23 protein-coding genes and 1 tRNA gene are annotated in these 26,798 nt (G+C 55.8%); 3 read left to right on the top strand and 21 right to left on the bottom strand.

The features are described 5' to 3' along the window. Positions 1 to 38: 38 nt before the first annotated feature. The gene (locus tag ACU6HM_RS01315; protein ID WP_009456663.1) at positions 39 to 1,364 is read left to right on the top strand and encodes a sensor histidine kinase; all 1,326 of its coding nucleotides are present in this window, start codon (positions 39 to 41) and stop codon (positions 1,362 to 1,364) included. 64 nt (positions 1,365 to 1,428) lie between these two features. On the opposite strand, the gene ispF is transcribed toward ACU6HM_RS01315, so the two are convergent. Beyond that, the gene (gene ispF / locus ACU6HM_RS01310) at positions 1,429 to 1,914 is read right to left on the bottom strand and encodes a 2-C-methyl-D-erythritol 2,4-cyclodiphosphate synthase (protein WP_021446886.1); all 486 of its coding nucleotides are present in this window, start codon (positions 1,912 to 1,914) and stop codon (positions 1,429 to 1,431) included. Further along, positions 1,911 to 2,612 carry a 2-C-methyl-D-erythritol 4-phosphate cytidylyltransferase gene (gene ispD, locus ACU6HM_RS01305; protein WP_446763264.1) on the bottom strand — a complete coding sequence of 234 codons (702 nt, stop codon included), beginning with the start codon at positions 2,610 to 2,612 and terminating at the stop codon, positions 1,911 to 1,913. Before ispD ends, ispF begins: the two co-directional genes overlap by 4 nt. 17 nt (positions 2,613 to 2,629) lie before the next feature. Here ispD and mfd point away from each other — a divergent pair, with 17 nt between their 5' ends. Then, complete coding sequence (mfd, locus tag ACU6HM_RS01300; RefSeq protein WP_446763263.1) at positions 2,630 to 6,121, top strand: transcription-repair coupling factor; 3,492 nt, start codon at positions 2,630 to 2,632, stop codon at positions 6,119 to 6,121. Between the two features lie 62 nt (positions 6,122 to 6,183). Here mfd and serB read toward each other — a convergent pair whose 3' ends face one another. Continuing rightward, positions 6,184 to 7,035 (bottom strand): phosphoserine phosphatase SerB, encoded by an 852-nt coding sequence (gene serB / locus ACU6HM_RS01295; RefSeq protein ID WP_446763262.1) that lies wholly within the window; start codon positions 7,033 to 7,035, stop codon positions 6,184 to 6,186. Positions 7,036 to 7,205: 170 nt separating this feature from the next. Between serB and ACU6HM_RS01290 the strand changes: the two genes are divergently transcribed. Then, the gene (locus tag ACU6HM_RS01290; protein WP_009456671.1) at positions 7,206 to 8,321 is read left to right on the top strand and encodes an NAD(P)H-dependent flavin oxidoreductase; all 1,116 of its coding nucleotides are present in this window, start codon (positions 7,206 to 7,208) and stop codon (positions 8,319 to 8,321) included. Between the two features lie 131 nt (positions 8,322 to 8,452). Here ACU6HM_RS01290 and ACU6HM_RS01285 read toward each other — a convergent pair whose 3' ends face one another. The 18 genes from ACU6HM_RS01285 to secG form a co-directional block, all read right to left on the bottom strand. Next, on the bottom strand, positions 8,453 to 8,986 hold the full coding sequence (locus ACU6HM_RS01285; RefSeq protein WP_446763261.1) for a DUF2818 family protein: 534 nt from the start codon (positions 8,984 to 8,986) through the stop codon (positions 8,453 to 8,455). Positions 8,987 to 8,998: 12 nt separating this feature from the next. Then, positions 8,999 to 10,477: an NADH-quinone oxidoreductase subunit NuoN gene (gene nuoN / locus ACU6HM_RS01280; protein WP_009456673.1), complete on the bottom strand. Its 1,479-nt coding sequence runs from the start codon at positions 10,475 to 10,477 to the stop codon at positions 8,999 to 9,001. Positions 10,478 to 10,488: 11 nt separating this feature from the next. Beyond that, positions 10,489 to 11,976, bottom strand: a complete 1,488-nt coding sequence (locus tag ACU6HM_RS01275) for an NADH-quinone oxidoreductase subunit M (protein WP_026483134.1) — start codon at positions 11,974 to 11,976, stop codon at positions 10,489 to 10,491. Between the two features lie 12 nt (positions 11,977 to 11,988). Then, positions 11,989 to 13,992: an NADH-quinone oxidoreductase subunit L gene (nuoL, locus tag ACU6HM_RS01270; RefSeq protein WP_446763260.1), complete on the bottom strand. Its 2,004-nt coding sequence runs from the start codon at positions 13,990 to 13,992 to the stop codon at positions 11,989 to 11,991. 15 nt (positions 13,993 to 14,007) lie between these two features. Further along, positions 14,008 to 14,316, bottom strand: coding sequence for an NADH-quinone oxidoreductase subunit NuoK (nuoK, locus tag ACU6HM_RS01265; RefSeq protein ID WP_026483136.1), 309 nt, complete (start codon positions 14,314 to 14,316; stop codon positions 14,008 to 14,010). Between the two features lie 2 nt (positions 14,317 to 14,318). After that, positions 14,319 to 14,960: an NADH-quinone oxidoreductase subunit J gene (locus ACU6HM_RS01260; RefSeq protein WP_009456678.1), complete on the bottom strand. Its 642-nt coding sequence runs from the start codon at positions 14,958 to 14,960 to the stop codon at positions 14,319 to 14,321. A gap of 18 nt (positions 14,961 to 14,978) precedes the next feature. Further along, positions 14,979 to 15,467, bottom strand: a complete 489-nt coding sequence (nuoI, locus tag ACU6HM_RS01255) for an NADH-quinone oxidoreductase subunit NuoI (protein WP_003801051.1) — start codon at positions 15,465 to 15,467, stop codon at positions 14,979 to 14,981. 17 nt (positions 15,468 to 15,484) lie between these two features. Next, positions 15,485 to 16,558 carry an NADH-quinone oxidoreductase subunit NuoH gene (gene nuoH, locus ACU6HM_RS01250; RefSeq protein WP_060186470.1) on the bottom strand — a complete coding sequence of 358 codons (1,074 nt, stop codon included), beginning with the start codon at positions 16,556 to 16,558 and terminating at the stop codon, positions 15,485 to 15,487. 1 nt (position 16,559) lies between these two features. Beyond that, positions 16,560 to 18,890 (bottom strand): NADH-quinone oxidoreductase subunit NuoG, encoded by a 2,331-nt coding sequence (gene nuoG / locus ACU6HM_RS01245; RefSeq protein ID WP_035272463.1) that lies wholly within the window; start codon positions 18,888 to 18,890, stop codon positions 16,560 to 16,562. Positions 18,891 to 18,904: 14 nt separating this feature from the next. Continuing rightward, positions 18,905 to 20,272, bottom strand: coding sequence for an NADH-quinone oxidoreductase subunit NuoF (nuoF, locus tag ACU6HM_RS01240; protein WP_009456684.1), 1,368 nt, complete (start codon positions 20,270 to 20,272; stop codon positions 18,905 to 18,907). Beyond that, on the bottom strand, positions 20,269 to 20,763 hold the full coding sequence (gene nuoE, locus ACU6HM_RS01235) for an NADH-quinone oxidoreductase subunit NuoE (protein WP_021446890.1): 495 nt from the start codon (positions 20,761 to 20,763) through the stop codon (positions 20,269 to 20,271). The genes nuoF and nuoE overlap by 4 nt, the downstream gene beginning before the upstream one ends. 29 nt (positions 20,764 to 20,792) lie before the next feature. After that, a complete protein-coding gene (locus tag ACU6HM_RS01230; RefSeq protein WP_009456688.1) occupies positions 20,793 to 22,046 on the bottom strand; it encodes an NADH-quinone oxidoreductase subunit D in 1,254 nt (417 codons plus the stop codon). A 5-nt stretch (positions 22,047 to 22,051) separates the two neighbouring features. Next, the gene (locus ACU6HM_RS01225; RefSeq protein WP_009456690.1) at positions 22,052 to 22,663 is read right to left on the bottom strand and encodes an NADH-quinone oxidoreductase subunit C; all 612 of its coding nucleotides are present in this window, start codon (positions 22,661 to 22,663) and stop codon (positions 22,052 to 22,054) included. A gap of 26 nt (positions 22,664 to 22,689) precedes the next feature. Next, positions 22,690 to 23,166 (bottom strand): NuoB/complex I 20 kDa subunit family protein, encoded by a 477-nt coding sequence (locus tag ACU6HM_RS01220; protein WP_003801059.1) that lies wholly within the window; start codon positions 23,164 to 23,166, stop codon positions 22,690 to 22,692. Positions 23,167 to 23,313: 147 nt separating this feature from the next. Then, a complete protein-coding gene (locus ACU6HM_RS01215; protein WP_003801061.1) occupies positions 23,314 to 23,673 on the bottom strand; it encodes an NADH-quinone oxidoreductase subunit A in 360 nt (119 codons plus the stop codon). A gap of 603 nt (positions 23,674 to 24,276) precedes the next feature. Then, positions 24,277 to 25,440, bottom strand: a complete 1,164-nt coding sequence (locus ACU6HM_RS01210; RefSeq protein WP_083053260.1) for a porin — start codon at positions 25,438 to 25,440, stop codon at positions 24,277 to 24,279. A gap of 621 nt (positions 25,441 to 26,061) precedes the next feature. Beyond that, a tRNA-Leu gene (locus tag ACU6HM_RS01205) sits at positions 26,062 to 26,146 on the bottom strand. Positions 26,147 to 26,372: 226 nt separating this feature from the next. Continuing rightward, positions 26,373 to 26,780: a preprotein translocase subunit SecG gene (gene secG / locus ACU6HM_RS01200; protein WP_009456694.1), complete on the bottom strand. Its 408-nt coding sequence runs from the start codon at positions 26,778 to 26,780 to the stop codon at positions 26,373 to 26,375. Positions 26,781 to 26,798: the final 18 nt, after the last annotated feature.

Genomic DNA, 26,798 nt, shown 5'->3' with positions numbered 1-26,798 from the left:
GTTTATTCAGCCGGTCTTTTTTATTGCTCGCAGCGTTGATGCTCGTCAGCCTGGGTGCCTGGCTGCAAGTATTCTTCAGTATGGAAGAAGGCCCACGCGCAGCCCAAATGGCGCAGCGCGTGGCGTCCATTGTCAGCATCACCCGCTCGGCCCTGGTGTACGCGCCCCCGGCGGTACGCCCTGCCCTGTTGCTGGATCTGGCCACCAAGGAAAGTCTGCGCGTGCAACCACGCGAGAACACGGACGAACTGGAACCCCTGCCGCGCTCCAACTACTGGCAGCACGTCTCTACCGAAGTGCGTGGCGCACTGGGCAGCCAGACCTTGATCATGTGGTCGGTCAACAGCGTGCCGGGCATCTGGGTTTCCTTTGATATCAATGAAGATCAGTATTGGCTGGTCTTTGATCGCGAACAATTAAGTCTGACTGCCGGCGTGGAATGGCTTGGCTGGGGCGCTACCGCCTTGCTGCTGGCCTTGATTGGTGCCGCTGTCAGTGTGCGTTTTGTGAACCGGCCTTTGGCTCAGTTGGCCAAAGTGGCTCAGCAACTGGCCCGTGGCGAGACCCCAAGTACCCTGCCTGAAAAAGGTCCGGTTGAAATCCGCGACATGAATATCGCCTTTAACCGCATGGCGCGCGACATTCGCCAGACGGAGGCCGACAGGGAAATCATGCTGGCCGGTATTTCGCACGACTTGCGCACACCGCTGGCGCGCATGCGTCTGGAAATTGAATTAAGCCAGGTCTCGGACGAAACCCGCGCCGCCATTGACGAGGACCTGGCCCAGATTGACCACAGTATTGGTCAGTTGATGGAATACGCCCGTCCCGCTACGGCAGTCCCTGAACATGGCATTGATGTTTCCGCCGTGCTCAATGACGTCTACGAACGCGAACGCACGCATACCGAATCGCTGGGTGGAATTTTGACGGCCTCCGTCGAACCCAATCTGTATGCTCGCATCAGCGCTCACGACTTGAAGCGTATCGTCTCCAACCTGATCGAAAATGCCCGTCGCTATGGACGCAGTCCTGAGGATGATCGGGCACGCATTGAGCTGTCGGCGCATCAGCATGGCAATATTCTGGTGATTGCCGTCAAGGATCAGGGAGCCGGTATTGAAAAGGGCGATATCCAGCGCCTGCTGCGCCCCTTCTCGCGCGGCGTCTCTGCACGCACAGGCGTCAGTGGCGCAGGCTTGGGACTAGCTATTGTGGAGCGTTTGCTGGGACAAGTCGGAGGTCACTTCGAGCTGGTCAGTGCGCCGTCCGAGGGCTTGACCGCGCGCATTCAATTGCCCCGCATCCGTGCCAGTCGTAATGCACCTGGAACGCAAGGCGATAAAGACACCAAAGCCATCTGAGTACCTTGAGCCTTAGGCAGGGGATAGCCCCCCTTGCCCAAGGCCGGGTTCAGTCCCAAGCCGATCAAGCACGGTACAACAGGGCGACTGAGGTCACCGCAATCCCTTCCTGGCGTCCCACAAAACCGATCGCCTCGTTTGTTTTACCCTTGATGTTCACACTGCCGGGTTCCAATTGCAGATCGGCCTCGATATTGGCCACCATCGCCGGAGCATGTGGTGCGATCTTGGGTTTTTGCGCATGAATCGTGGCATCCACATTGCCTACCAACCAGCCCGCCGCGCGTACCTGCTCATAAGCATGACGCAGCAGCACTCGACTATCGGCACCCTTGTATTTTGGGTCCGTGTCCGGAAAGTGACGCCCAATATCTCCCAGACCCGCCGCCCCCAAAATCGCATCGGTAATGGCGTGCAGCAAGGCATCGGCATCCGAATGACCCATCAGGCCATGCGTATGCGGAATGGTGACGCCGCCCAGAATCAAAGGCCGGCCTTCGCACAGCACATGCACATCAAAACCTTGTCCTACGCGAATCGGCATGCTCATAACCATTTCTCCATCAATTCAAAATCTTCAGGCCAGGTGACTTTAAAATTCCGCGCCGAACCCAATATCAATAAGGGTTGGCTGCCCGTCAACTCCATGGCGCTGGCCTCATCCGTCACCGCAAAACCCTGTTCTTTAGCCGCTAGCAGAGCCTCACGCAAAGTATGGCCAGGAAACAGCTGGGGAGTCTGCGCTAACCACAGTCCATCTCTGTCCACTGTTCCCTGCACCGCGACCGGCTCGGCGGGCGTTGCGCGCTTGACGGTATCAGGCACGGGTAAAGCCAGCAAGCCACCGCGTTGCGCCTGCAAGCAGGCATCAATCAGGCGCGCCAAAGCCTTCCTGGGCAAACCGGGACGAGCAGCGTCGTGAACCAGAGCCCAGGCTTGTTCGTCCTTATCCAGGCTCTGCAAGGTATTGAGCACCGTTTCTGCTCGCGTTTCTCCACCACAAGGCAGACAAATCGTGCGCGGCAAGCCTTCCAGGGCGGCGGCGGCCCAGGTATCACCGGGGGCCACGGCCACCCGCACCTGGCTGATGCGCTCATCAGCCAGCAAAGCCTGTACCGAGCGGCGCAACATGGGCTGCCCACCCAGCAAACGGTATTGCTTGGGCAAGCCTTGCGCCTTCGTGGCAGAATCCAGGGCGCGCGAGCCAATACCGGCGGCTGGAACAATTGCAATCAAGGTAGTCTTCATAGGTGGGTGATTTTATAATGACAATCCTGATGGAAACCGAAAAACAGCACTCCCTGTCCCTGCCCAGCACCCAAGATGTGCTGGCTGCCTTACGCCCCGGTCAACGCTACTCGCAGCCCATGCCCCCCGGCTCGGGTGATGCCTGCCTGATTGCCGACCTGGCCCGCCAACATAAAGCGCCTATTCTGGTGCTCTGCGCCGATCCCTTGACGGCCCAAAGGCTGGCCGAGGAGATCCTGTTGTTTGGCCCCGCCCTGCGCGTTCGCCAACTGCCGGACTGGGAAACACTGCCATACGACAGCTTCTCTCCGCACCAGGATCTGATCTCCGAGCGTTTGCGCACCTTGCATGCCCTGACCATGCACGAGGTCGATGTACTGACGGTCCCCGTCACCACCGCCTTGTATCGTCTGGCACCGCCCTCCTTTCTGGCCGCCTACACCTTCTCATTCCGCCAGGGCGACGAGCTGGATGAGGCGCAACTGCGCGCCCAGTTGATGTTGGCCAACTACACCCATATGACACAGGTCAGCGCTCCAGGCGAATTCAGCATTCGCGGTGGCCTGATTGACCTGTTCCCTATGGGTTCAGTGCTGCCTTATCGTCTGGACCTGTTCGACAACGAAATTGAAAGCATACGCAGCTTTGATATCGACACCCAGCGCAGCCTGTATCCGGTCAAGGAAATCCAGCTGCTACCCGGCCGTGAATTCCCCATGGATGAAGAGGCGCGCACGCAATTCCGGGCTCGTTTTCGCGAGTTCTTTGAAGGCGATCCTTCACGCGCCCTGCCCTATAAAGATGTAGGCAATGGCATTGCCTTTGCCGGTATTGAATACTATCTGCCGCTGTTCTTTGAAGAAACGGCCACCTTGATGGACTATGTGCCCCAAGGTAGCCTGGTCATTACTCACGGGGATGCACAAAACGCGATTGGCCGCTTCCAGAGCGATACTCATAGCCGTTTTTCCTTCCTGAAGAACGACCGTGAACGCCCGATTCTGCCTCCAGAAAGCCTGTTTTTGTCAGACGAGCAGTTTTTCAATGGCATCAAGCCTTTCAGCCGCCTGAGCCTGAGCGCCCAGGCTGACAACCAGCCTATCGCTCATCCCGATTTCGAGCCTTTGCCTGTGGTCGCGGTAAACCGACGCGACAAGGATCCATTGTCTCAACTGCGGCAAGAAGTGCTGGACCCGAAAAACCGGACCGTGCTGTGTGCAGATTCGGCAGGTCGTCGAGAAACGCTGCTGCAGATGCTGCGTGAACATGATCTGTCACCCGCAACAGACTGCCAGAGTCTGGCCGATTTCCTGGAGTCAGACGCGGCTTTTGCCCTGGTCGTCGCGCCTTTGTCACGTGGCTTTGCCTTGGTGCATGACAGCCTGAGCCTGCTGACTGAAAACGACCTTTACCCCACCCAGACTCGCACCCAAAGCAGCCGTCGCCGCAACGAGCGCAGCAGCGATGTGGAAGCCATGGTGCGGGACCTGTCCGAGCTACGTGAAGGCGACCCCGTCGTTCACGCCGAGCACGGGATTGGTCGCTACTGCGGCCTGAAAGAAATGGACCTGGGCGAAGGCCCGGTCGAGTTCCTGCACCTGGAATACGCCAAAGGCAGCACTTTATATGTGCCCGTAGCCCAGTTGCACGTGATTGCCCGTTACAGCGGTGCTGATCCCGAGCATGCACCTTTACACCAGCTCGGCTCCGGCCAATGGGATAAGGCCCGCCGCCGTGCTGCGAAACAAGCACGTGACAGCGCTGCGGAATTACTGGCCCTGTACGCTCAGCGCGCCGCTCGTGAAGGCTTCAAGTTCAAGCTGCCGCTCAATGACTATCAAGCCTTCTCCGAAGGGTTTGGCTTTGAGGAAACACCGGACCAGGCTGCTGCCATTGAAGCCGTCGTGAACGACATGACGTCAGGCCAGCCTATGGACCGACTGGTTTGCGGGGATGTGGGCTTTGGTAAAACCGAAGTCGCCCTGCGTGCCGCCTTTCTGGCCGTGGCCAATGGCAAACAGGTTGCCCTGTTGTGCCCAACCACTCTGCTGGCCGAGCAACATGCGCAGACCTTCTCGGACCGTTTTGCCGACTGGCCTATCCGTGTTGCCGAACTGTCCCGCTTCCGTTCGACCAAGGAAACGCAGGCCGCGATTGCGGGCCTGCGCGATGGCAGCGTAGATATTGTGATTGGTACGCACAAAATCCTGTCCTCGGACGTGCGTTTCAAACAACTGGGTCTGGTCATCATCGACGAGGAACACCGCTTTGGTGTGCGCCAGAAAGAGGCCTTGAAACAGCTGCGTGCCGAAGTCGATATCCTGACCCTGACCGCTACACCTATTCCACGCACCTTGGGCATGTCCCTGGAAGGCATACGGGACTTTTCCGTCATTGCCACGGCACCGCAAAAACGTCTGGCGATCAAGACCTTCGTGCGTCGTGAAGATGGCAGCACCATACGCGAAGCACTGCTGCGCGAATTGAAACGCGGCGGTCAGGTCTACTTCCTGCATAACGAAGTCGAAACCATTCACAACCGCCGTGCCCGTCTGGAAGAACTGGTGCCGGAAGCCAGTATTGCAGTGGCCCACGGCCAAATGCCGGAACGCGAACTGGAAACCGTCATGAAGGGCTTCTACCAGAAGCGCTACAACGTGCTGCTGTGCACCACGATTATTGAAACCGGCATTGATGTACCCACGGCCAATACCATCGTCATCCACCGTGCGGATCGCCTGGGTCTGGCTCAACTGCACCAGCTGCGCGGACGAGTGGGTCGATCCCACCACCAGGCTTATGCCTATCTGCTGACCCCCGGCGAGGATGCCATCACCAGCAATGCGAAAAAGCGGCTGGAAGCCATTCAAGCCATGGAAGAACTGGGTGCCGGCTTTTTCCTGGCCATGCACGATCTGGAAATCCGGGGTGCCGGTGAAGTGCTGGGCGAATCCCAATCCGGCGACATTCAGGAAGTGGGCTATTCCATGTATGCGGATATGCTCAACACCGCCGTCAAAGCCCTGAAAGCGGGTGAAGAGCCTGACCTGGACTCGCCCTTTGCCTTGCAGTGCGAAGTGAATCTGCATACTTCTGCGCTGCTGCCGGCCAACTATTGTCCGGACGTGAATGCCCGTCTGGGACACTACAAAGCCCTGTCACACGCCCGTACCGAAGACGACCTGATCCATATCCATGAGGAGCTGATCGACCGCTACGGCCTGCTACCAGAAGCGGGCGAAAACCTGCTGGCCGTGCATCGCTTGCGCATCAAGGCCGAACCGCTGGGTATTGTGAAAATCGATGCCAGCGAAGCTCAAGCGACGATTCAGTTTTCCTCCAAGCCCAATGTGGACGCGGTCAGCATTATTGAGCTGGTGCAAAAGAACAAGCAGGTACGCCTGGCTGGGCCGGACAAGCTCAAGGTTGAAATTGCCAAAGGCGAGGAAATCAAGAACCGTATTCAAGCCGTGCGTAATGTCTTGAACAGCTTGCGCAAAGAAAAGTAAGCCTTGAGTTTGCGGCGCCCACCTTCATTTTTTCGCCATACTAGGCTGACGATCCGCCGACATCAAACGTCCAGGCGGAACCAGTTCAACACGGCATCCAACGGAGAGTGATTCAAGGCAAAGCTGGCTTGCTCCTGCACCAACGGTTTGGCACGATAAGCCACCGAGTACTTGGCCTTGGACATCATGGGCAAGTCATTGGCCCCATCTCCAATCGCAATACACTGCTCTGGACCTGCACCCAGCTCAGCCGCCAGTTCCTGCAGGAAACGGGCTTTAGCCTGACCATCTACAATTGCGCCCAACACTTTACCGGTCAGTTTGCCGTCCACCACTTCCAAGGTATTGGAGTGGGCGTAGCTCAGACTGAAACGGTCTTTCATGCGCTCGGTGAAGAAGGTGAAGCCCCCCGACACCAGCAAAGTTTTCACCCCGTGGGCATGGGCCGTCGCAATCAAGCGGTCTGCACCCAGGTTAGGCTGCAAGCGCTCTTCATAGACGCGAGTCAGATCGCTGACGGGCACACCCTCCAGAAATGCGACACGACGATTCAGACTCTCGGTGAAGTCCTTGATTTCGCCGCGCATGGCCGCTTCAGTAATTGTGGCAACCTGCTCCTTGCGGCCAGCCATATCGGCGATCTCGTCAATACACTCGATATTGATCAGCGTGGAATCCATGTCCATTGCCAGCACACGCATTTCTTTCAGGCGATCAATCTGCTCCAGAAAAGCAAAATCCATCGCGCCGGTCTTGCACAGGGCCTGCACCTCAGCGCGTTGCGTAGCATCTGCACCCAGCAGGCGCACGGCGGTAGGACCCAGCTCCTGCACTCCATCGGCCTGCACCACTGCCGCAATTTTTTCGATGATGGCGCTATCCAGGCGCGGCCCTTGAAGAATGAGATGAGACATCAGATCGTCCACAAAGCAAGAAAATACAGCACAGCCACTGTGCCAAAAGACGATTATTGTAGCCTGCTGCGGCCCCGGCACGGCCCTGCCAACAGGCGCAATGTCAGTTTTCAGCCTGAACTCATCCTGCTACGATAAAAGCTATCGCGAAATGACCGAGGACGCCCTCCATGTACATCTGGCCCAACAATACCTTGCTGGATCTGCTCCACATCGAACATCCCATCATTCAAGCCCCTATGGCCGGCGCCCAAGACAGCGAACTGGCTATTGCCGTTGCTCGTGCTGGCGGCCTGGGCTCTCTGGCCTGCGCCATGCTCAGCCCGGAGCAGATTCGGGAACAAGTAGGCTTGTTCCGGCAAGCCGTATCGGCCCCTATCAATCTGAACTTCTTTTGTCATGAAGACCTGCGCCTGGAGCCAGAGGCTCTGCAAGAGTGGCGTCTGCGCCTGATGCCTTACTACCAGGAATACGGCCAGGACCCCAATCAGGAATTGCCCAAAGCGGCACGCGCGCCCTTCTCCAGCCAACATGCAGAATTGGTCGAAGACCTGAAACCCGAAGTCGTCAGCTTCCACTTTGGCCTGCCCTCCCCCGAGCTGGTCCAGCGCGTGAAAAAAGCCGGTGCCCTGATCATGTCCAGCGCTACCACGACGGCTGAAGCAGTCTGGCTGCAAGAGCACGGCGCCGACATCATCATCGCCCAGGGTCTGGAAGCCGGTGGCCACCGTGGCATATTCCTGGACGATAAAGTGCATACCCAAGTGGGCACCATGTCCTTGGTTCCCCAGATTGCCGATGCCGTCACTATTCCCGTAATTGCGGCCGGTGGTATTGCCGATGGACGCGGTATTGCTGCCGCCCTGGCCTTGGGCGCCAGCGCCGCTCAAATTGGCACGGCCTACCTGTTCTGCCCTGAATCCAAGATCACTCCACTGCATCGCGAAGCACTGTCCAATAGTCGCTCGGACAGCACAGCCTTGACCAATCTGTTCTCCGGTCGCCCTGCCCGCAGTATCCGCACTCGTCTGATGGATGAAATCGGTCCTTTAAGTGCCAGCGCTCCGGTATTTCCCCATGCGGGTTCGGCTCTCAGCCCGCTGCGTATCGAAGCCGAAAAACAAGGCCGTACCGAATTCAGTTCCCTCTGGAGCGGACAAAGCGCTGCCTTGGGTCGTGCCCTGCCTGCCGAGGAACTGACACTGGTTCTCGCCCAAGAGGCTCAGGGCGTCTGCAAGCGTCTGGGCGTGGCTGGCGCTACCCATGCTCCCCTGGACAAACCTTGATCGATTCTGCGGGCTGCACACGCGGTGTGCAGCCCCTCACATGCGTCAAAGCCAGCCGCTGACGGCATGGCCCAGACATTCAGGACAAAAAAAACCTCGCAAAATTGCGAGGTTTTTTCATGCAGTCAGCACTATTCAAACTTGCCCTTGGGATGACGCATCAAATAGCGATACACAAAGCCGGGGTACGCCATCACCAAAAATAAAGCAAAGGTAATGGTGTAGAACACCCAAGTCTGCTTGAACGGGTTACCGATGCTGGCTTCAAAAGCAAAGCCGTACGCACCCATAATCCCGTAAAACGCACAGACTTCCAGAAGGCGAGAAAAAAAGCCTTTGGAAACTTTCTGATGGCGGGAGCGCCAGGCCGGAAAGTAAAACATGGCTCCCACCAAAGCCAGACCCAAAAACAACTTGCCCAACATGACTGGCAAGGAGCTCAGGCCAGAGCTGGAGGCAATCACCGTGTAGATTCCCAAACCCAAAGCAGCCAGCACGGCCAGGTACACAAGGCCAACGATCAGCTGCAGCCAGGGCGAGAGGCCTGAGCGCTCGCCCGGCATGGACCAAGGCAAAACCAGCAAGGGCTTTTCCACGAGAAACGGCAGATTAGCCGTAATCACGGAAAGAACAATCAAGACCCAGATGGAAAGGCTTTGGTCCATAGTGCTACCTACTTAAAACTGCAAGGAAGACTGAATCACGCGGATGCAGGTGTCCATCAAGCCACCAGGCAAAACGCCCAGGCCGATAATCAGAACGCCGTTTACCAGCATGACCAGCTTGGTCAGCAAGCCCGTTGCCACAGGATGCTCTTCACCTTCAGGTTCGTCGAAGTAAACAACCTTCACGACACGCAGGTAGTAGAAAGCACCGATCAAGGACATGATGACGGCAAACACGGCCAGCCAGACATAGCCCGCACCCACCACAGCTTGCAGAACACTCAGCTTGGCAGCAAAGCCGGACAGCGGAGGAATACCAGCCAGGGAGAACATGGATAGCAGCCAGATCAAGGCCAGACCAGGGTTACGGCGGTTCAGGCCCTTCAGGTCGCTGATGTTTTCGCATTCAAAACCACGACGGCTCAGGATCAGGATCAGACCGAAAGTGCTCAGGGTGGTCAGAACGTAGATCACCACATAGAACAGCGAAGCACCGTAGGCTTGAGAGTGAGTCTCGCCATTGAACACGCCAGCCAGCAAGCCCAGGAAAATGAAACCCATGTGCGAGATGGTCGAATACGCAAGCATACGCTTGAGATTCTTTTGCATGATAGCAGTCAGGTTACCCAGAGCCAGCGACAGCACAGCCATGATCAGCAACATGGGCTGCCAGTCCACGGCAATACCGTGCAGAGCCTCAACCAGGAAGCGCATGGTTACGGCAAAAGCAGCCAGTTTAGGAGCAGCACCGATGATCAGGGTAACGGTAGTAGGAGCGCCTTGATAGACGTCCGGTGTCCACATATGGAAAGGAGCAGCCGTCAATTTGAAGGCCAGACCTGCCACAACAAACACCACACCGAAGACCAGAGCCAGACGCTCGGCTTGACCGTTAGCGATGACTTCAGCGATACGTGGGAATTCCAGATGGCCGGTAGCGCCAAAAATCATGGACATACCGTACAGCAAGATACCCGATGCCAACGCACCCAGAACGAAGTACTTCAACGCCGCTTCAATGGACTGACGGTGTTCACGACGCAGCGCAACCAGTGCGTACAGCGCAAAGGACATCAGCTCCACACCCAGATAAGCGGTCAACATGCTGTTGGCCGAAATCATGATCATCTGGCCCAGCAGGGCCATCAGAGTCAGGGTGTAGAGTTCACCACCGCGTTCCATCATGTCGCGCTGTTCAGCGTACTCACGACCGTAGATCAGGGTAGCGGCGACCGCAGCACACGAAAGCAGCTTCAGGAAGTGCGCCAACTCGTCTGCGACGAACAGGCCACCAAACGAGACACCGCTCACACCCTTGGACCACTGCCAGGCTACGCTGGCCGCAACCACGGCAAGCGTCAACAGGCTCAGAACAAACGTCGAGTGGCGCTGTTTGTGTTTGCTGAAAGCATCAAAAATCAGCACACACGAAGCCAGAACCAGGAGCAGGATCTCGGGCAAAGCCAGAGAAAAGTTAAAGGTAGTATCCATAGTGATTCGGCCTACAGTTTCGAGATGGAGACGTGTTGCAGCAACGCTTCAACCGAAACGTGCATGACCTCGGTAAATGGCTTGGGATAAACACCCATGCCCAGCACCGCAATCGCCATTACGCCAAGAACGAAGAACTCACGGCCACTCAGGTCGCTCATGCCGGCAACATTGTCGTTACCCACGGGGCCAAAGGCCACGCGCTTGAGCATCCACAGCGAGTAAGACGCGCCTGTAATCAGCGCTGTTGCTGTCAACAGACCGATCCAGAAGTTGTACTCCACCGCGCCCATAATGACGGTGAACTCACCGATAAAGCCGCTGGTGCCTGGCAAACCGCTGTTGGCCATCGAGAACAGCACAAAGAAGGTAACGAAACGAGGCATCACCTTGACCACACCACCGTAATCGGCGATTTGGCGGCTGTGCAGACGGTCGTACAGAACACCGATACACAGGAACATGGCACCGGACACGAAACCGTGCGAGATCATTTGCATGATCGCGCCTTCCATACCCGTGGTGTTGAACACGAAAAAGCCCAGCGTGACAAAACCCATGTGAGCCACAGAGGAGTAAGCCACCAGCTTTTTCATATCGTCCTGAACGATGGCGACCAGACCAATGTAGATCACCGCGACCAGAGACAGGGCAATGATGATTCCGGCCAGACCTTGCGAAGCATCAGGAGCGATGGGCAGGGAAAAGCGCAGGAAACCGTAAGCACCCAGTTTCAACATGATGGCAGCCAGCACCACGGAACCACCAGTAGGTGCTTCCACGTGGGCATCCGGCAACCAGGTGTGGACAGGCCACATAGGCACCTTCACAGCAAAAGCCATGAACAGAGCAGCAAAGATCAGCACCTGAGTGGTGTAATCCAGCGGCACTTTATGCCAGGTCAGGATATCGAAAGTACCGCCGGACACATTCCACAAGTAGATGAATGCGATCAGGGTCAACAGCGAGCCGAGCAAGGTGTACAAGAAGAACTTGACCGATGCATACACGCGGTTCGGACCACCCCAGATACCGATGATCAAGTACATCGGGATCAGCGTGGCTTCAAAGAACACGTAGAACAGCAAGCCATCCAGAGCGGCAAACACGCCAACCATCAGACCCGACAGGATCAGGAAGGCACCCATGTATTGAGCCACGCGGTTCTTGATCACCTGCCAGCCCGCCAGCACCACGATCACCGTGATGAAAGCGGTCAGCAGAACAAACCACATGGAAATACCGTCCACGCCAAGGTGGTAATTCACCTTGAAGGCATCAATCCAGGGGGCCAGCTCGACAAACTGCATGTCGGCCGTACCGGGATTGAAGCCCGTGTACAGAGGAATAGTGACAACAAGACCGGCAATCGAACCCAGCAGAGCCAGCCAGCGGGTGAAGGTGGGACGATCATCACGCCCCAGAGCCAGCACCAACAGGCCAGCGACGATAGGTACGAAAATCGCCAGCGTTAACCAAGGAAGAGTAGAAGACGCCATATCGCTAGCCATTTACCGAACCGTCAGTACAAAAAAGGATAAGAGCGCCAGGATCCCGAGGATCATGGCAAAGGCGTAGTGATAGACATAGCCGGACTGGATATGACGGCTGATTGCAGCCACCCAGCCCACTACGCGTGCACTACCGTTGACCACCAGGCCGTCAATCAGACCGCGGTCAGCACCTTTCCAGAGGCCCGTACCCAGGCAGCGAACGCCACGAGACAGCACTTGCTCGTTGAACCAGTCAACGTAGTACTTGTTCTCCAGGATACGGTAGATAAAAGAGCAGTTCTTTTTGATAGCGGCAGGCAAAGCAGGATTAACCAGGTACATGTACCAGGCCACCACAGCACCAGCCACAACCAGCCAGAATGGCAGCGTGCCAAAACCATGTAAGGCGTAAGCCATCCAGTCGGTCCAGTGCTCGGCCAGCGTTGCCATTGCAGGATGCTCGGGCAGAACCGTCACAATGCCTTCAAAGTAGCCACCGAACAGCAATGGATCAACGAACCAGATACCGGCGAAGATCGACGGAATGGCCAGCAGAACCAGAGGCAGCGTAACCACCCAAGGCGACTCGTGAGGATCGCCACCGTGAGCGTGATGGTCGTCGTGACCATGCGACTCGTCGTGCTTGACGTCACGGAAGCGCTCTTTGCCGTGGAATACCAGGAAGTACAGACGGAAGGAGTACAGCGAGGTGACGAACACACCGATCAGTGTGGCGTAGTAAGCGTAGGTCGAACCCCAGATACCGGCTTCGCCTGCGGCTTCGATGATGTGCTCTTTCGAGTAGAAACCCGAGAAGAACGGCGTACCCACCAGAGCCAGCGTACCGATCAGGAAAGTCAGCCAGGTAATAGGCATGTACTTGCGCAGACCACCCATATTGCGGATGTCCTGATCGTGGTGCATACCGATAATCACCGAACCAGCGCCCAGGAACAGCAAGGCTTTGAAGAAAGCGTGTGTCATCAGGTGGAACACAGCAGCCGAGTAAGCCGAAGCACCCAGAGCGACCGTCATGTAACCCAGCTGGGACAAGGTGGAGTAAGCCACAACGCGTTTGACGTCGTTCTGGATAATACCCAGCAAGCCCAGGAACAAGGCACCTGTTGCACCGATCACGATGATGAAGGACAGCGCGGTTGTCGACTGTTCAAACACAGGCGAGAAACGAGCCACCATGAAGATACCGGCCGTCACCATGGTCGCGGCGTGAATCAGCGCCGAGATAGGAGTAGGACCTTCCATGGAGTCAGGCAGCCAGCTGTGCAAAGGCACCTGAGCCGATTTACCCATGGCACCCACAAACAGGGCCAGAGCAGCAACGGTCAGCAATTGCCAGTCGGTACCGGGGAATGTCATGGTGCTCAGTTCCTGAACCTTGGCGAACACGTCGCTGTAGTTCATGGAGCCGGTGTAGGCGTAGAGCAAGCCAATACCCAGAGCAAAACCGAAGTCACCCACACGGTTGACCAGGAAGGCCTTCATGTTGGCAAAAATTGCAGTCTTGCGCTCGTACCAGAAACCGATCAGCAGGTAAGACACCAGACCCACCGCTTCCCAACCGAAGAACAGCTGCAGCATGTTGTTGGACATGACCAGCATCAGCATCGAGAAGGTAAACAGCGAGATGTAGGAGAAAAAGCGCTGGTAGCCCGGATCATCTTTCATGTAGCCAATGGTGTAGATATGCACCATCAGCGACACGGACGTCACCACCACCATCATCAGGGCAGTCAGCTTGTCGATCAGGAAACCGATATCCCACTGAATGCTGCCAATGGTGATCCAGGTGTAGACCGGACCGTTGAAGGTCTGGCCTTCCAGAACCTGCAACATGACCATGACCGAGCCGATAAAGGAAATCAGCACGCCCGCGATCGTAATCAGGTGAGCGCCTGTCTTGCCGATAAATCGACCCAGAAAGCCGGTACCGAACAAACCGGCTAGCGCCGAACCCACCAGGGGAGCAAGCGCAATCGTTAAGTAAAGATTTATGGAGTTCATTAGTGTGCTATCCCATCAACCCTTGAGCTGGTCGAGATCCTGGACATTGATCGAATTAAGGTTACGGAACAACAGAACCAGAATTGCAAGACCAATGGCCGCCTCGGCCGCAGCGACCGTCAGGACGAAAAAGACAAACACCTGACCTGCCTCGTTGCCCATCCAGGTGGAGAAGGCCACAAAGTTCATGTTGGCCGACAAAAGAATCAGCTCAACAGACATGAGCAAAATAATCAGGTTGCGACGGTTCAGGAAAAAGCCGAACAGGCCGATCGTGAACAGCACAGCGCCCAGGACCAAATAGTGCGCAAGCGTCAGCGTCATCATCATTTGTCTCCTGGCACGACAGCGTCAGCCGAACTGGACGCCGACGGCTTTTCGGTTTGAGAAGGAATGGAAACCATGCGCAGACGGTCTTGCGAACGAACCTTGACTTGTTCGCTGGAGACGGTGCGTTTGACACCTTCACGTTTACGCAGAGTCAGTGCAATGGCCGAGATCATGCCAACCAGCAGCACAATGCCACCGAGCAACACCGCCAGCACGTACTGGGAGTACATCAACTCGCCAATAACACGGGTGTTGTTGTAGTCCGCAGCCACCGCGGCAGCAGGTGCCGTTGTGAACCACAGCTTGGTCAGCACAAAGCCCATTTCCAGTACCATGATGGCGCCGATCAACAGCCCCATAGGCACGTGAGCCTTGAATTTCTTGGCAGCGGATTCCTGACGAACGTCCAGCATCATGATGACGAACAGGAACATCACCATCACGGCGCCCACATAGACCACCACCAGCAAGAGGCCCAGGAACTCGGCGCCCATCGTGATCCACATCATGGCGGCCGTGAAGAACACCAGAATCAAATGCAATACGGCTGTAACCGGATTCTTGGCAGCGATCACGCGATACGCGGCCACCACCATCACCAGCGCCAGCACATAAAACAGAACAGTAGTAAATAACATGAGTGTAGAGCTCCGGCCTTAGCGATAAGGTGCATCTGCGGCACGACGACGAGCGATCTCGTCTTCGTAGCGGTCACCGATAGCCAGCAGCATGTCCTTGGTGTAGTACAAATCGCCGCGTTTTTCACCGTGGTACTCGTGAATGTGCGTTTCCACGATCGAATCGACCGGGCAGCTTTCTTCACAGAAACCACAGAAAATACACTTGGCCAGATCGATGTCATAACGCGTAGTACGACGGGTACCGTCCTCGCGCTCTGCCGATTCGATCGAGATGGCCATGGCGGGACATACGGCCTCGCACAGTTTGCACGCGATGCAACGCTCTTCGCCGTTTTCGTAGCGACGCAAAGCGTGCAGACCGCGAAAACGTGGCGAAGCGGGCGTGGTTTCAACGGGATAACGCAGGGTTACCTTGCGCTTGAAGAAATACTTCCCCGTCAGGCGCATGCCTTTGAGCATCTCGGACAGCATCAGGCTGCCAAAGAAATCTTTGATTGCTTCCATAATCTTGCCCCTTAGCCTTAATGCCAGATGTTCCAGGGCGTCTGCATCCAGATCGCCACAATAACCAGCCAAACACCGGTCAGCGGGATAAATACTTTCCAGCCCAAACGCATGATCTGGTCATAGCGGTAACGTGGGAACGTTGCACGGAACCAGATGAACATGGAGACCACGACAAAGGTCTTCAGACCCAGCCACAGCCACCCCGGAATCCAGGTAAATGGAGCGAACTCGACAATGGGAGTCCAGCCACCCAAGAACATGATGGACGCCAGAGCCGACAGGAAAATCATGTTGGCGTATTCGCCCAGGAAGAACAGAGCGAAACCGGTACCGGAGTACTCCACCATGGGACCGGCCACAATTTCCGATTCGCCTTCCACCACGTCAAACGGGTGACGGTTGGTTTCAGCCACGGCGGAAATCACGTAGATCACAAACAGTGGCAGCAATGGCAGCCAGTTCCAGGACAGGAAGTTCAAGCCCTTGTCCGCAAAGTAACCCTGAGTCTGACCAAGCACGATGCCCGACAGATTCAGCGTGCCGGAAACCAGCAGCACGGTAATCAGCACGAAACCGATGGCCAGCTCGTAGGACAGCACCTGAGCGGCTGCACGCAGACCACCCAGCAAGGCGTACTTGGAGTTGGAAGCCCAACCGGCCACGATCACACCGTACACACCCAGCGAGGTAATCGCCAGAATGTACAGCAGACCGGCGTTAACGTCGGACAGAACCACATCGGGGCTGAAAGGAATCACAGCCCAGGCAGCCAGAGCAGGCATCAGCGTCACAACCGGAGCCAGCAGGTAAAGGACCTTGTTGGACTTCGCAGGAACGATCAGCTCTTTGGTCAGCAGTTTGAAAACGTCAGCGAAAGGCTGCAGCAAGCCACGGTAACCAACACGGGTTGGTCCCAGACGAACGTGCATGAAGCCGATCATCTTGCGTTCCCAGTAAGTCAGGTAGGCAACACACAGAATGACGGGCACAGCGATGGCAACAACCTTCAGCAGCGTCCACACCACATACCATGCGGTCGGACCCAGCAGGTCCGTGCCGTAGCTATTGATGGCAGAGAGAAATTCCATGTTATGCACGCTCCACTGTCAATTGACCGAATGCGCTACCCAAAGCGGCTGTTTCAGAAAAAGCGGTGGCAACACGCACCGAGTTCAATGCCACGGTGTCATCCAGCTGAGCTGGCAGGCTGACTTCGCCTTGCGAAGAACGAACCTTTACCAGATCGCCGTCAGCCAGACCCAGTTGGGCCAGCGTGGCAGCGGCCATGCGAGCCGTAGGTGCTGCCGAAGCAGGTGTTTCCTGCAAGGGAGCCGAACGGCGCACCAGCGCATCGCTACGGTAGATAGGCACATCTGCCACACGCTCCAGACCGCTTGCTGCAGGCAGAACGCTGGCAGCCAGATTGATCTGGTTGGACAGACGCGATTCCACACCGGCAGCCATGACAGAGTCACGAACCGATTCCGAGGTTTCATCGTCAAAACCATCCAGCTGGAACAGATTGCCCAGCACGCGCAGAACCTTCCAGGCCGGACGTGTATCGCCCACAGGAGCAGCAGCACCCTTGAAGCTTTGTACACGGCCTTCGGCGTTCACGAAGGTGCCGGAGGTTTCAGTGAAAGGAGACACAGGCAGCATCACATCGGCCCACTGCTCGGCAGCGGAACGATAGGAAGTCAGCGCGACCGAGAAGGTGGCGGACTTCAGGGTTTCTACTGCACGTTCGCCCAGATCGCTGTCCAGTGCTGGCTCAACATTCAGAACCAGGTAAGCACGCAGGGTTTGAGCCAGCATTTGCTCGGCAGTCAAACCGCCCTTGCCCGGTACGGCGTTAGCCAAGTAGCCACCCACGGTGTTACCACCGGCAGTCAGGAAGCCCAGCTTGGCACCGCTAGCCTGTGCAATCGCATTGGCGTTGGCAGCAATTACGCTGGCCTGATCCGAGTTGACAGCCATATTGCCCAGCAAGATAGCCACGCGTTCGCCGGAAACCAGGCTGTCAGCAATCTGCTGAGCTTCAGCAGAAACTTGCACGCCTTCCAGACCCGCAGGAACTGCGCTGTCTTTGGCTTTGGCAACGGCAACCAGCACTTGAGCCAGGGAGTTGGCCAACTGGCTGGGAGCCACCGTCATGCGGCCAGCAATCGCATTGAACAATGGATTATCGGCAGCCGAATCAATAAAGGAAACTTGAGCGCCACGTTTGACGGCCTGGCGCAGACGCTGAGCCATCAAGGGATGATCCTTACGCAGGAAGGAGCCCACGACCAGAACGCGATCAAGCTCGTTCAAAGCGGTCAGAGGCATACCCAACCAAGGCACACCGGCCAGAGCACCATCCAGACGGGCATCGGTCTGACGCAGACGGAAGTCCACGTTTTCGGTACCCAGAGCACGACCCAGACGAGCCAGCAAAGCCAGTTCTTCAGTCGTGGAGGTAGCCGAACCAATACAGCCCAGCTGATCTGCACCAAACTTCTCGCGCACGGCGTTCATGCCGGCAACGATGGTTTGCATGGCGTCGTTCCAGGAGGCTTCGCGCCACTGGCCGTCATCACCGCGCACCATGGGGCGAGTCAGACGATCTTCGGTGTACAGGCCTTCGTAGGAGAAACGGTCACGGTCGCTGATCCAGCACTCGTTGACTTCGTCGTTCTCGAAAGGAACAACACGCAGTACCTTGTCCATCTTGGCTTGCAGCACCAGGTTGGCACCTACGCTGTCGTGCGGGCTAACACTGCGACGACGGGCCAATTCCCAGGTACGGGCATTGAAGCGGAAGGGTTTGGACAGCAAGGCACCCACGGGGCAAACGTCAATCATGTTGCCCGACAATTCGGACTCGACTGCGCGCCCCACAAAGGTGGTGATTTCGGCGTGCTCGCCGCGGTTGAGCATACCAACCTCTTGAACGCCGGCGATTTCTTCGCCAGTACGCACACAGCGGGTGCAGTGAATGCAGCGCTGCATGGCTTCGGTCGAGATCAGTGGGCCCATGGATTTGGCGGCCACAACGCGCTTTTCTTCCTTGTAGCGCGACTCGGAGCCACCGTAACCCACGGCCAGATCCTGCAGCTGACACTCACCGCCCTGATCGCACACGGGGCAATCCAGGGGGTGGTTGATCAGCAGGAATTCCATGACGCTTTTTTGAGCGGCAATGGCTTTTTCCGAACGAGTACGCACAACCATGCCGTTGGTGACGGGAGTGGCGCAAGCAGGCAAAGGCTTGGGCGCTTTTTCCACGTCCACCAAACACATGCGGCAGTTGGCGGCAATACTCAGTTTTTTGTGATAACAGAAGTGCGGCACGTAGACCCCAGCGTCATGGGCAGCCTGAATGACCATGCTGCCTTCCGGGGCGTCAACTTTAATGCCATCGATGGTGAGTTCTACCATTACGTTGTCCTGGCCTACAAATATTGAGGCACCACACAGCCTTTATGCTCGATGTGGTGTGCGAACTCGTCGCGGAAATGCTTAACGAAACTGCGCACCGGCATGGCAGCAGCATCACCCAGGGCGCAAATGGTGCGACCCATGATGTTCTGTGCGATGTCATCGAGCATGTCCAGATCTTCTGGGCGACCTTGACCGTTCTCGATACGATGCACCATGCGCCACAACCAGCCTGTGCCTTCCCGGCACGGCGTGCACTGGCCGCAGCTTTCGTGATAGTAAAAATAGGACAGGCGCAGCAGGGACTTGACCATGCAACGAGTCTCGTCCATCACGATGACAGCGCCCGAACCCAGCATGGAACCAGCCTTGGCAATGGAGTCATAGTCCAGGTTGGTCGCCATGATGATGTCGGCGGGCAAAACGGGCGAGCTGGAACCACCAGGGATCACAGCTTTCAGTTTGCGACCGTCGCGCATGCCGCCTGCCAGTTCCAGCAAGGTGGCAAACGGCGTACCCAGAGGCACTTCGTAGTTACCGGGACGCTCCACGTCGCCAGTAATGGAGAAGATCTTGGTACCGCCCGCATTGGGGATACCCACTTCCAGGTATTCCTGACCGCTGTTGCGCAAAATCCAGGGTACAGCCGCGAAGGTTTCGGTGTTGTTGATGGTCGTCGGCTTGCCGTACAGACCAAAACTGGCCGGGAATGGTGGTTTGAAGCGAGGCTGGCCCTTCTTGCCTTCCAGGGACTCCAGCAGCGCAGTTTCTTCACCGCAAATATAGGCACCGTAACCGTGGAACGCATGCAGCTGGAAGCTGAAATCCGAACCCAGGATCTTGTCACCCAGAAAGCCTGCCGCACGGGCCTGTTCCAGCGCTTCTTCAAAACGCTGATAGATTTCGAACACTTCACCGTGGATGTAGTTGTAGCCCACGGTAATACCCATGGCGTAGGCTGCAATGGCCATGCCTTCGATCACGATGTGCGGGTTGAAACGCAGGATATCGCGGTCTTTGAAAGTGCCGGGTTCGCCCTCGTCGGAGTTACATACCAGGTACTTTTGTCCGGGCAAGCTGCGGGGCATGAAGCTCCACTTCAAACCCGATGGAAAACCTGCACCACCACGACCGCGCAAGGCCGAAGTCTTGACTTCAGCAATCACGTCTTCGGGCTTCATGCCGGTAGTCAGTACTTTACGCAGAGCTTCATAGCCACCACGCTTGACGTACTCTTCCAGGCCCCAGTTGTCGCCGTTCAAACCAGCCAGAATCTGTGGCTGAATATGACGATCATGAAAAATCATGCTGCGCGACAGGTCGCCACCAGGGTTAGGTTCCAATCCCTGTGCGAACTTGCGCAGAATGTCCGGTGCAATCATGCCGATTCTCCGTATGTCTTCAATTCTTCGAGCATGGCATCAATGCGCTCGGCTTCCATGCGCACGCACATATGCTGATTGTTCAGCAGCATGACGGGCGAATCACCACATGAACCCATGCACTCTCCCATGATCAGGGAGAACTGGCCGTCCGCCGTGGTTTCACCGTATTCGATACCCAGTTTCTCTTTCAGGTACTCGCCTGCCTTGACGCCATCACGCAGCGCACAGGGCAAGTTGGTGCAAACGGAAATGGTGACGCGGCCAACGGGCTTGGTGTGGAACATGTTGTAGAAGGTCGCAACCTCCTGCACAGCGATAGGCTCCACGCCAATATATTGAGCCACATCCTCGATAATTTCTGGCGATACCCAGCCTTTTTCCTGCTGGGCAATGGCCAGGGAGGCCATGATGGCAGAGCGACGTTGATCTGCCGGGAACTTGCTCAGTTCCTTATCTATCTGTTGGTAGGCTTTTTCGGAAAGCAACATAATTCGGTTCCGTTTTTCCAGGCGCGACCTTAGCGGTCGATCTCGCCAAACACAATGTCCTGCGTGCCGATGATCGTTACCGCGTCGGCAATCATGTGACCGCGGCTCATTTCATCGAGGGCCTGCAAGTGGACGAAGCCCGGAGCACGGATCTTCATGCGGTAAGGCTTGTTACCGCCGTCAGATACCAGATAAATGCCAAACTCGCCCTTGGGATGCTCCACACCGGCATACACTTCGCCAGTAGGCACGTGCATACCTTCGGAGAACAGTTTGAAATGGTGGATCAAGTCCTCCATCCCGGTTTTCATGCGTTCGCGCGATGGCGGCGCCACTTTGTGGTTATCCGTGATGACAGGACCGGGGTTGTTGCGCAGCCACTGTACACACTGACGGATGATGCGGTTGCTCTCGCGCATTTCCGCGATACGAACAAGGTAACGGTCGTAAGAGTCACCGTTGCGACCCACAGGAATATCAAATTCGACGCGATCATAGACTTCGTAGGGCTGCATCTTGCGCAGATCCCACTCCACGCCCGAACCACGCAGCATGGGGCCGGTAAAGCCCAGCGCCTTGGCACGATCAGGATCGACCACGCCCACGCCCACCAGACGCTGCTTCCAGATACGGTTATCGGTCAGCAGGGTTTCGTATTCGTCGACACAAGTGGGGAAACGGTTGGTGAAGTCTTCGATGAAATCCAGCAAAGAACCCGAACGCGCTTCGTTCATGGCTTTCAGTTCTTTGTCGGAGCGGTATTTGTTGGCCTTGTACTGAGGCATGGTGCCGGGCAGATCGCGGTAAACGCCACCTGGACGGTAGTAGGCCGCGTGCAAACGGGCGCCGGAGACCGCTTCGTAGCAGTCCATCAGGTCTTCACGTTCACGGAAGGCGTACAGGAACACAGCCATGGCACCCACGTCCAGCGCATGCGAACCGACCGACATCAGGTGGTTCAGGATGCGGGTGATCTCGTCAAACATGACGCGGATGTATTGGGCACGCAACGGCACCTCAACACCGACCAGACGCTCCACGGCCATACAGTAAGCGTGCTCGTTGACCATCATGGACACATAGTCCAGACGATCCATGTATGGCAGGGTTTGCAGGAAAGTGCGGTGCTCGGCCAGCTTTTCGGTGGCGCGATGCAACAAACCAATATGGGGGTCAGCACGCTGAATGACTTCGCCGTCCAGCTCAAGCACCAAACGCAACACACCGTGTGCGGCTGGGTGCTGAGGACCAAAGTTCAGGGTGTAGTTTTGAATTTCTGCCATGATGCTTATCGCCCAATTCCGTAATCGTCCTCGCGCACCACTCGTGGCGTGATTTCACGCGGCTCAATGGTGACGGGCTGGTAAATGACCCGCTTCTGCTCGGTGTCATAGCGCATTTCGACGTAGCCGGAGATGGGGAAGTCTTTGCGGAACGGATGACCGATGAAACCATAGTCGGTCAGGATGCGACGCAGATCAGGGTGGTTCTCGAAAATAATGCCGTACAGGTCAAACGCCTCGCGCTCGAACCAGTTCACCGACGGCCAGACCTCGAACAGGGTTGGCAAAGCGGGGAAATCGTCGTTGGGCACAAAGCAGCGCACACGCAGGCGCCAGTTGTGCTTCAAGGACATCAGGTGCAGTACGACGGCAAAGCGATGGGGAAACTGAGCCGATGCAGCCTGATAGGTAGGCGCTTTCCAGGCGGAATAATCAATCCCGCACAAGTCGATACAGGTCTCAAAGCGCAGATCAGCGTGGTCGCGAAGCAATGTGCAAGTGTCGACCCATGCATCAGCGGGCACTTCCAAAGTGAGTTCATTGCGCGCTTGCGTCAACGCAGCCTGCTCGCCAAGGATAGAGAGCAAGTTGGTTTTTAAAGTTTCTAGCCGTGTCATAGTCTTGTTTAGCCTGTTCTAACCGTTCAGCGTGCGATGGTATTGGTCAAACGGATCTTGTTCTGCATCTGCAGCAAGCCGTAAACCAAAGCCTCAGCAGTCGGAGGGCAGCCTGGCACATACACATCTACCGGCACGATGCGATCACAGCCGCGAACGACCGAGTAGGAGTAGTGGTAGTAACCGCCACCGTTGGCACAGGAGCCCATGGAAACGACCCAGCGTGGCTCGGCCATCTGGTCGTACACCTTACGCAAGGCGGGTGCCATCTTGTTGCACAGGGTGCCCGCCACAATCATCAAGTCAGATTGACGTGGACTGGGACGGAAAATAATGCCGAATTGGTCCAGGTCATAACGAGCTGCACCAGCGTGCATCATTTCCACTGCACAACAGGCCAGACCAAATGTCATGGGCCACATGGACCCTGTTTTTGCCCAGTTCAGAAACTTGTCTGCACTGGTCGTCACAAAACCTTCTTTGAGAATGCCGTCGATAGCCATAGTAGTTGCCTTTTGCCGGATCAGACCCTGGGAAGCCCCGGCCTATCCTGTTGCTGACCAAACCCGCTGTCATCAAGACGCATCCTCGTGCCCCTTATGCCCAGCAGCAGACGCGAAAACCCCTAGCAGGGTTCTCTATGGATGGGTTTACTCCCAGTCCAGAGCGCCTTTTTTCCATTCGTAGATAAAACCGACCGTCAAAACGGCCAGGAACGCCATAACGGTCCAGAAACCGACCAGGCCTACTGTTCCATTGGCCATGGCCCAGGGAAACAGAAAAGCGATTTCCAGATCGAACATGATGAACAGAATCGCGATCAGGTAGTAACGAATGTCCACCTTCATGCGCGAATCGCCGAATGCTTCAAAACCGCATTCGTAAGGAGAGAGCTTTTCAGCATCGGGCCGGTTTGGACCGAGCACTCGACCGACTAAAAGTAGAGCCAGGCCAATCCCAGTGGCGACGATGATAAATAGCAAAACGGGAAAGTACTCTTGCAGGTTCATGCAAAGCATCCAATCGCAGTAAATAAACTCTTGGATTGTAGCATTTTGAGAGCACAGTTTTGGGGGATAACCCCAAACCATTACATCTATGCACGGGTGTTGCACCCATGCCGCAAAAACTGTCAGCTACCTGACCAAAAACCCTTCAGCTATTGATTATTTACTTTATTAAGGGTTGCGATTTCAAGCGCTGATTAATTATCTTACCCGCTTTTGTAAGGAAAATGTCAGCGACAACAGCCAGGAAAACGATTTTTCGCGCTTATTTTGTAAGCAAGACAAACAAGACCGAGCAGTCGGAATAGTAGATGGGCAAGCACAACACACAAGCGATTCGGACGCCAGGCACAGTGGGCCGTAGCACCGCCCCACCCAACAGATCTGCACACAAAACCGCAAGAGCGAGGACAAGCACATACCAACACCCCCAGAAGCAACAGCCCCAAAACAGCCCAAGAGCCGCAATCCAAACAGACCGACCTGAACACCCTAAACAACGAGCAATAAAAAAGCCATCCCGAAAGATGGCTTTTTATACTTCTTCAGCTCAAGCAAGTCCGAAGACTTGCTCATCGAGATGCGTAGACATGCTACGCAAATCGATTAGAACTGGTGACGCAGACCAACGCCGAACAGCGTGGACTTGGCATCAGGCACGAAGTGAACGTTCTTGGCGTAAGAACCAATTGCGTACACGTTGGTGCGCTTGCTCAGCGGGTGGCTGTAACCCAGGCTGTAAGTGTGCTGCTTCTTCATTTCCCAGGACAGAGGGCTGTTGGACAGAGCATTTGGAGCCGAACGGGCGTCAGCCATTGTCCAAGAACCCATGATGGTGCCAGCGCCAACAGGAGCGGACAAACCAACCAGGTAGGAGTTGATCTTCAGACCGTCCAGACCAATCATGCTGCTTTCGATACCAGCATCTTTCAGCAGACCGGCGCTACCAGCGTAGTCTTGAGTTGCGAACAGACCGTTACGAGTCTGGCCGAAAGCCAAGTAAGCCTTCACAACTTCGAAGTCGTAGCTACCACCGATGTTCCAAGACTTGACAGAAACGCTGTCGCCTTGGCTTTCAGGTGTCTTGAACTGGTCGTATGTCAGAGCAACGCCGATAGGGCCGTTAGCGTAACGCAGACCGGTGGTCACACCACGCTTGTTCTCTTGGCTACCGCCGTCAACCTTGTAAGCCTGGTTGCCGTTCACGTTGAACGAGTAACCAACGCCGAACTGGAAGCCGGAGAAGTTAGGGGTTTGGTACATGACCATGTTGTCGTAACGAGCGGTGTTAGCTGCAGTGAAAGCACCACCGATGTTAGCTTGGTCGAAACCACCGCCAAAAGGATCAGCAACAGCGCTCAAGTACTTGGAAGCGATGTTGGTTTGACGACCGAAATCCAATTGACCCCAGCTGTCGCCAGCCAGACCCAGAGTGGCTTGACGACCGAACAGACGGCCACCTTGAGCCGAGTTACCGGTGCCCAGGTCAAAGCCGCTTTCCAGAACGAACACAGCGCGCAGGCCATCGCCCAGATCTTCGGAACCCTTCAGACCCCAGCGGTTGCCGGACTGAATACCATTGATCAGACCGGTACGCTTTTGCGAGAAATCACCAGCGTCAACGTTCGACAGGTACAAGGCTTCGTTGTACTTCAGCTTTTGGTAACCAATACCAGCGTCCAGAATACCGTACAGGGTGACAGACGTTTCTGCGTGTGCGACGCCAGCGAAGCCGGCCATCAGAGCAGCAGCGAGCAGAGTCTTTTTCATGTAAGAAATCTCCGTAGATTTGAGTAAATCAGAGCAGCCCAACTACAACAGTGCTGCTGCTCTTTCTAACTCCGCGATGGGAAGTTAACGCTATTGCATCAAAATTCCCGTCGCTTGACTACGAAACCCTTCGGAAACGTGAATCTTTGTGCACAGCTTGTTGGCTATACACAACAAAAACCCACTTGAAGCCGCTTTCCATGCCGCCTTGAACAAGCACGACAATTAGCAGGCTAAAGCCGGAATCTTCTTAAGAACTTGCTTTAAGTGATCCGAGCAATCGGTTGCCAATGCTGGTTTTCTGCAAATAAGGCAAAAAATGAAATCAGCACCGAAAAAGACAAGATCGCCGACCCCAGCCTATCGAGAGCCAAAGCCGGCCACTCAATCCATTTGATAAATTCCCACATTATGGGAATTCACAGCAACATGGGATTCAGCATTCACTGACCCGGTTCAATCACTTTTCAGACAATCAAGACCAAGTCTTGAAAATCACAACACAAGCAATTTACACAAGACGGCAAAACGCCCAAAAAATGGCAAAAAAAAACCTGCCCTTTGTCAGGATCAGGTTTTATTTCCAGGCTCCGCAATCGCAGAACTTTTCAACTTTTTGTTTGGTGCCGACGACGAGACTCGAACTCGTACAGCTTTCGCCACTACCCCCTCAAGATAGCGTGTCTACCAATTCCACCACGTCGGCAAGCAATCAAGACAGCGATATTAGCATGACGAAAGTAAAGCTGTCAGTACAAAACAGCCCAAAACACCTAAAAAAGCACGTACACAGGCATATTCCACACAAACAACGCCAAATAGACAAAGCCCGCCATTAGAGGCGGGCTTTGATATCGTATTTTCCGATCCTGCTTGTGATCTTTACCGCCTTCTATATATAGAGCAGCATTGAACTCCCAAACAGATCGAACTTACTCAGCAGCAGGAACCGCAGGAGCGCTTTGCTCAGGAGTTGCCGAAGGAACTGCAGCTGGCACAGAAGCGTCAGGGGCCGGAACCGAAGCTGCACCCGATGGAGCTGCGCCAGGAACAGACGATTCGTAACCTTGCATCACCCCCGCATCTACTTTCTGCGCAGGATGATGAGCAACCCAAGCCAAACCACCGGTGGACACAAAAAAGACGATTGCCGCCCATTTGGTCATGCGCGACAAAAAGTTCGCCGCACCTGCCGCACCAAACACACTCCCTGCCGAGCCGCCACCAAAGGCCGAGCCCATATCAGCGCCCTTGCCTTGCTGCAGCAGAACCAGACCAATAATCAACAGCGAGGAGATAACCTGCACCGCCATCAGAACGGAAGACATCCAATCTTGCATTTAAAGACTCCAGACCCT

This window comes from Alcaligenes sp. RM2 (genome assembly GCF_052931795.1).
This window is presented reverse-complemented; position numbering and strand designations above follow the sequence as displayed.

Excerpts from the sequence above, each read along its gene's own strand:
- ACU6HM_RS01315 (WP_009456663.1), top strand. The coding sequence starts at position 39 with ATGCTCGTCAGCCTGGGTGCCTGGCTGCAAGTATTCTTCAGTATGGAA.
- ispF (WP_021446886.1), bottom strand. The coding sequence starts at position 1,914 with ATGAGCATGCCGATTCGCGTAGGACAAGGTTTTGATGTGCATGTGCTG.
- ispD (WP_446763264.1), bottom strand. The coding sequence starts at position 2,612 with ATGAAGACTACCTTGATTGCAATTGTTCCAGCCGCCGGTATTGGCTCG.
- mfd (WP_446763263.1), top strand. The coding sequence starts at position 2,630 with ATGACAATCCTGATGGAAACCGAAAAACAGCACTCCCTGTCCCTGCCC.
- serB (WP_446763262.1), bottom strand. The coding sequence starts at position 7,035 with ATGTCTCATCTCATTCTTCAAGGGCCGCGCCTGGATAGCGCCATCATC.
- ACU6HM_RS01290 (WP_009456671.1), top strand. The coding sequence starts at position 7,206 with ATGTACATCTGGCCCAACAATACCTTGCTGGATCTGCTCCACATCGAA.
- ACU6HM_RS01285 (WP_446763261.1), bottom strand. The coding sequence starts at position 8,986 with ATGGACCAAAGCCTTTCCATCTGGGTCTTGATTGTTCTTTCCGTGATT.
- nuoN (WP_009456673.1), bottom strand. The coding sequence starts at position 10,477 with ATGGATACTACCTTTAACTTTTCTCTGGCTTTGCCCGAGATCCTGCTC.
- ACU6HM_RS01275 (WP_026483134.1), bottom strand. The coding sequence starts at position 11,976 with ATGGCGTCTTCTACTCTTCCTTGGTTAACGCTGGCGATTTTCGTACCT.
- nuoL (WP_446763260.1), bottom strand. The coding sequence starts at position 13,992 with ATGAACTCCATAAATCTTTACTTAACGATTGCGCTTGCTCCCCTGGTG.
- nuoK (WP_026483136.1), bottom strand. The coding sequence starts at position 14,316 with ATGACGCTGACGCTTGCGCACTATTTGGTCCTGGGCGCTGTGCTGTTC.
- ACU6HM_RS01260 (WP_009456678.1), bottom strand. The coding sequence starts at position 14,960 with ATGTTATTTACTACTGTTCTGTTTTATGTGCTGGCGCTGGTGATGGTG.
- nuoI (WP_003801051.1), bottom strand. The coding sequence starts at position 15,467 with ATGGAAGCAATCAAAGATTTCTTTGGCAGCCTGATGCTGTCCGAGATG.
- nuoH (WP_060186470.1), bottom strand. The coding sequence starts at position 16,558 with ATGGAATTTCTCTCTGCCATCAATAGCTACGGCACGGACCTGCTGGGT.
- nuoG (WP_035272463.1), bottom strand. The coding sequence starts at position 18,890 with ATGGTAGAACTCACCATCGATGGCATTAAAGTTGACGCCCCGGAAGGC.
- nuoF (WP_009456684.1), bottom strand. The coding sequence starts at position 20,272 with ATGATTGCACCGGACATTCTGCGCAAGTTCGCACAGGGATTGGAACCT.
- nuoE (WP_021446890.1), bottom strand. The coding sequence starts at position 20,763 with ATGTTGCTTTCCGAAAAAGCCTACCAACAGATAGATAAGGAACTGAGC.
- ACU6HM_RS01230 (WP_009456688.1), bottom strand. The coding sequence starts at position 22,046 with ATGGCAGAAATTCAAAACTACACCCTGAACTTTGGTCCTCAGCACCCA.
- ACU6HM_RS01225 (WP_009456690.1), bottom strand. The coding sequence starts at position 22,663 with ATGACACGGCTAGAAACTTTAAAAACCAACTTGCTCTCTATCCTTGGC.
- ACU6HM_RS01220 (WP_003801059.1), bottom strand. The coding sequence starts at position 23,166 with ATGGCTATCGACGGCATTCTCAAAGAAGGTTTTGTGACGACCAGTGCA.
- ACU6HM_RS01215 (WP_003801061.1), bottom strand. The coding sequence starts at position 23,673 with ATGAACCTGCAAGAGTACTTTCCCGTTTTGCTATTTATCATCGTCGCC.
- ACU6HM_RS01210 (WP_083053260.1), bottom strand. The coding sequence starts at position 25,440 with ATGAAAAAGACTCTGCTCGCTGCTGCTCTGATGGCCGGCTTCGCTGGC.
- secG (WP_009456694.1), bottom strand. The coding sequence starts at position 26,780 with ATGCAAGATTGGATGTCTTCCGTTCTGATGGCGGTGCAGGTTATCTCC.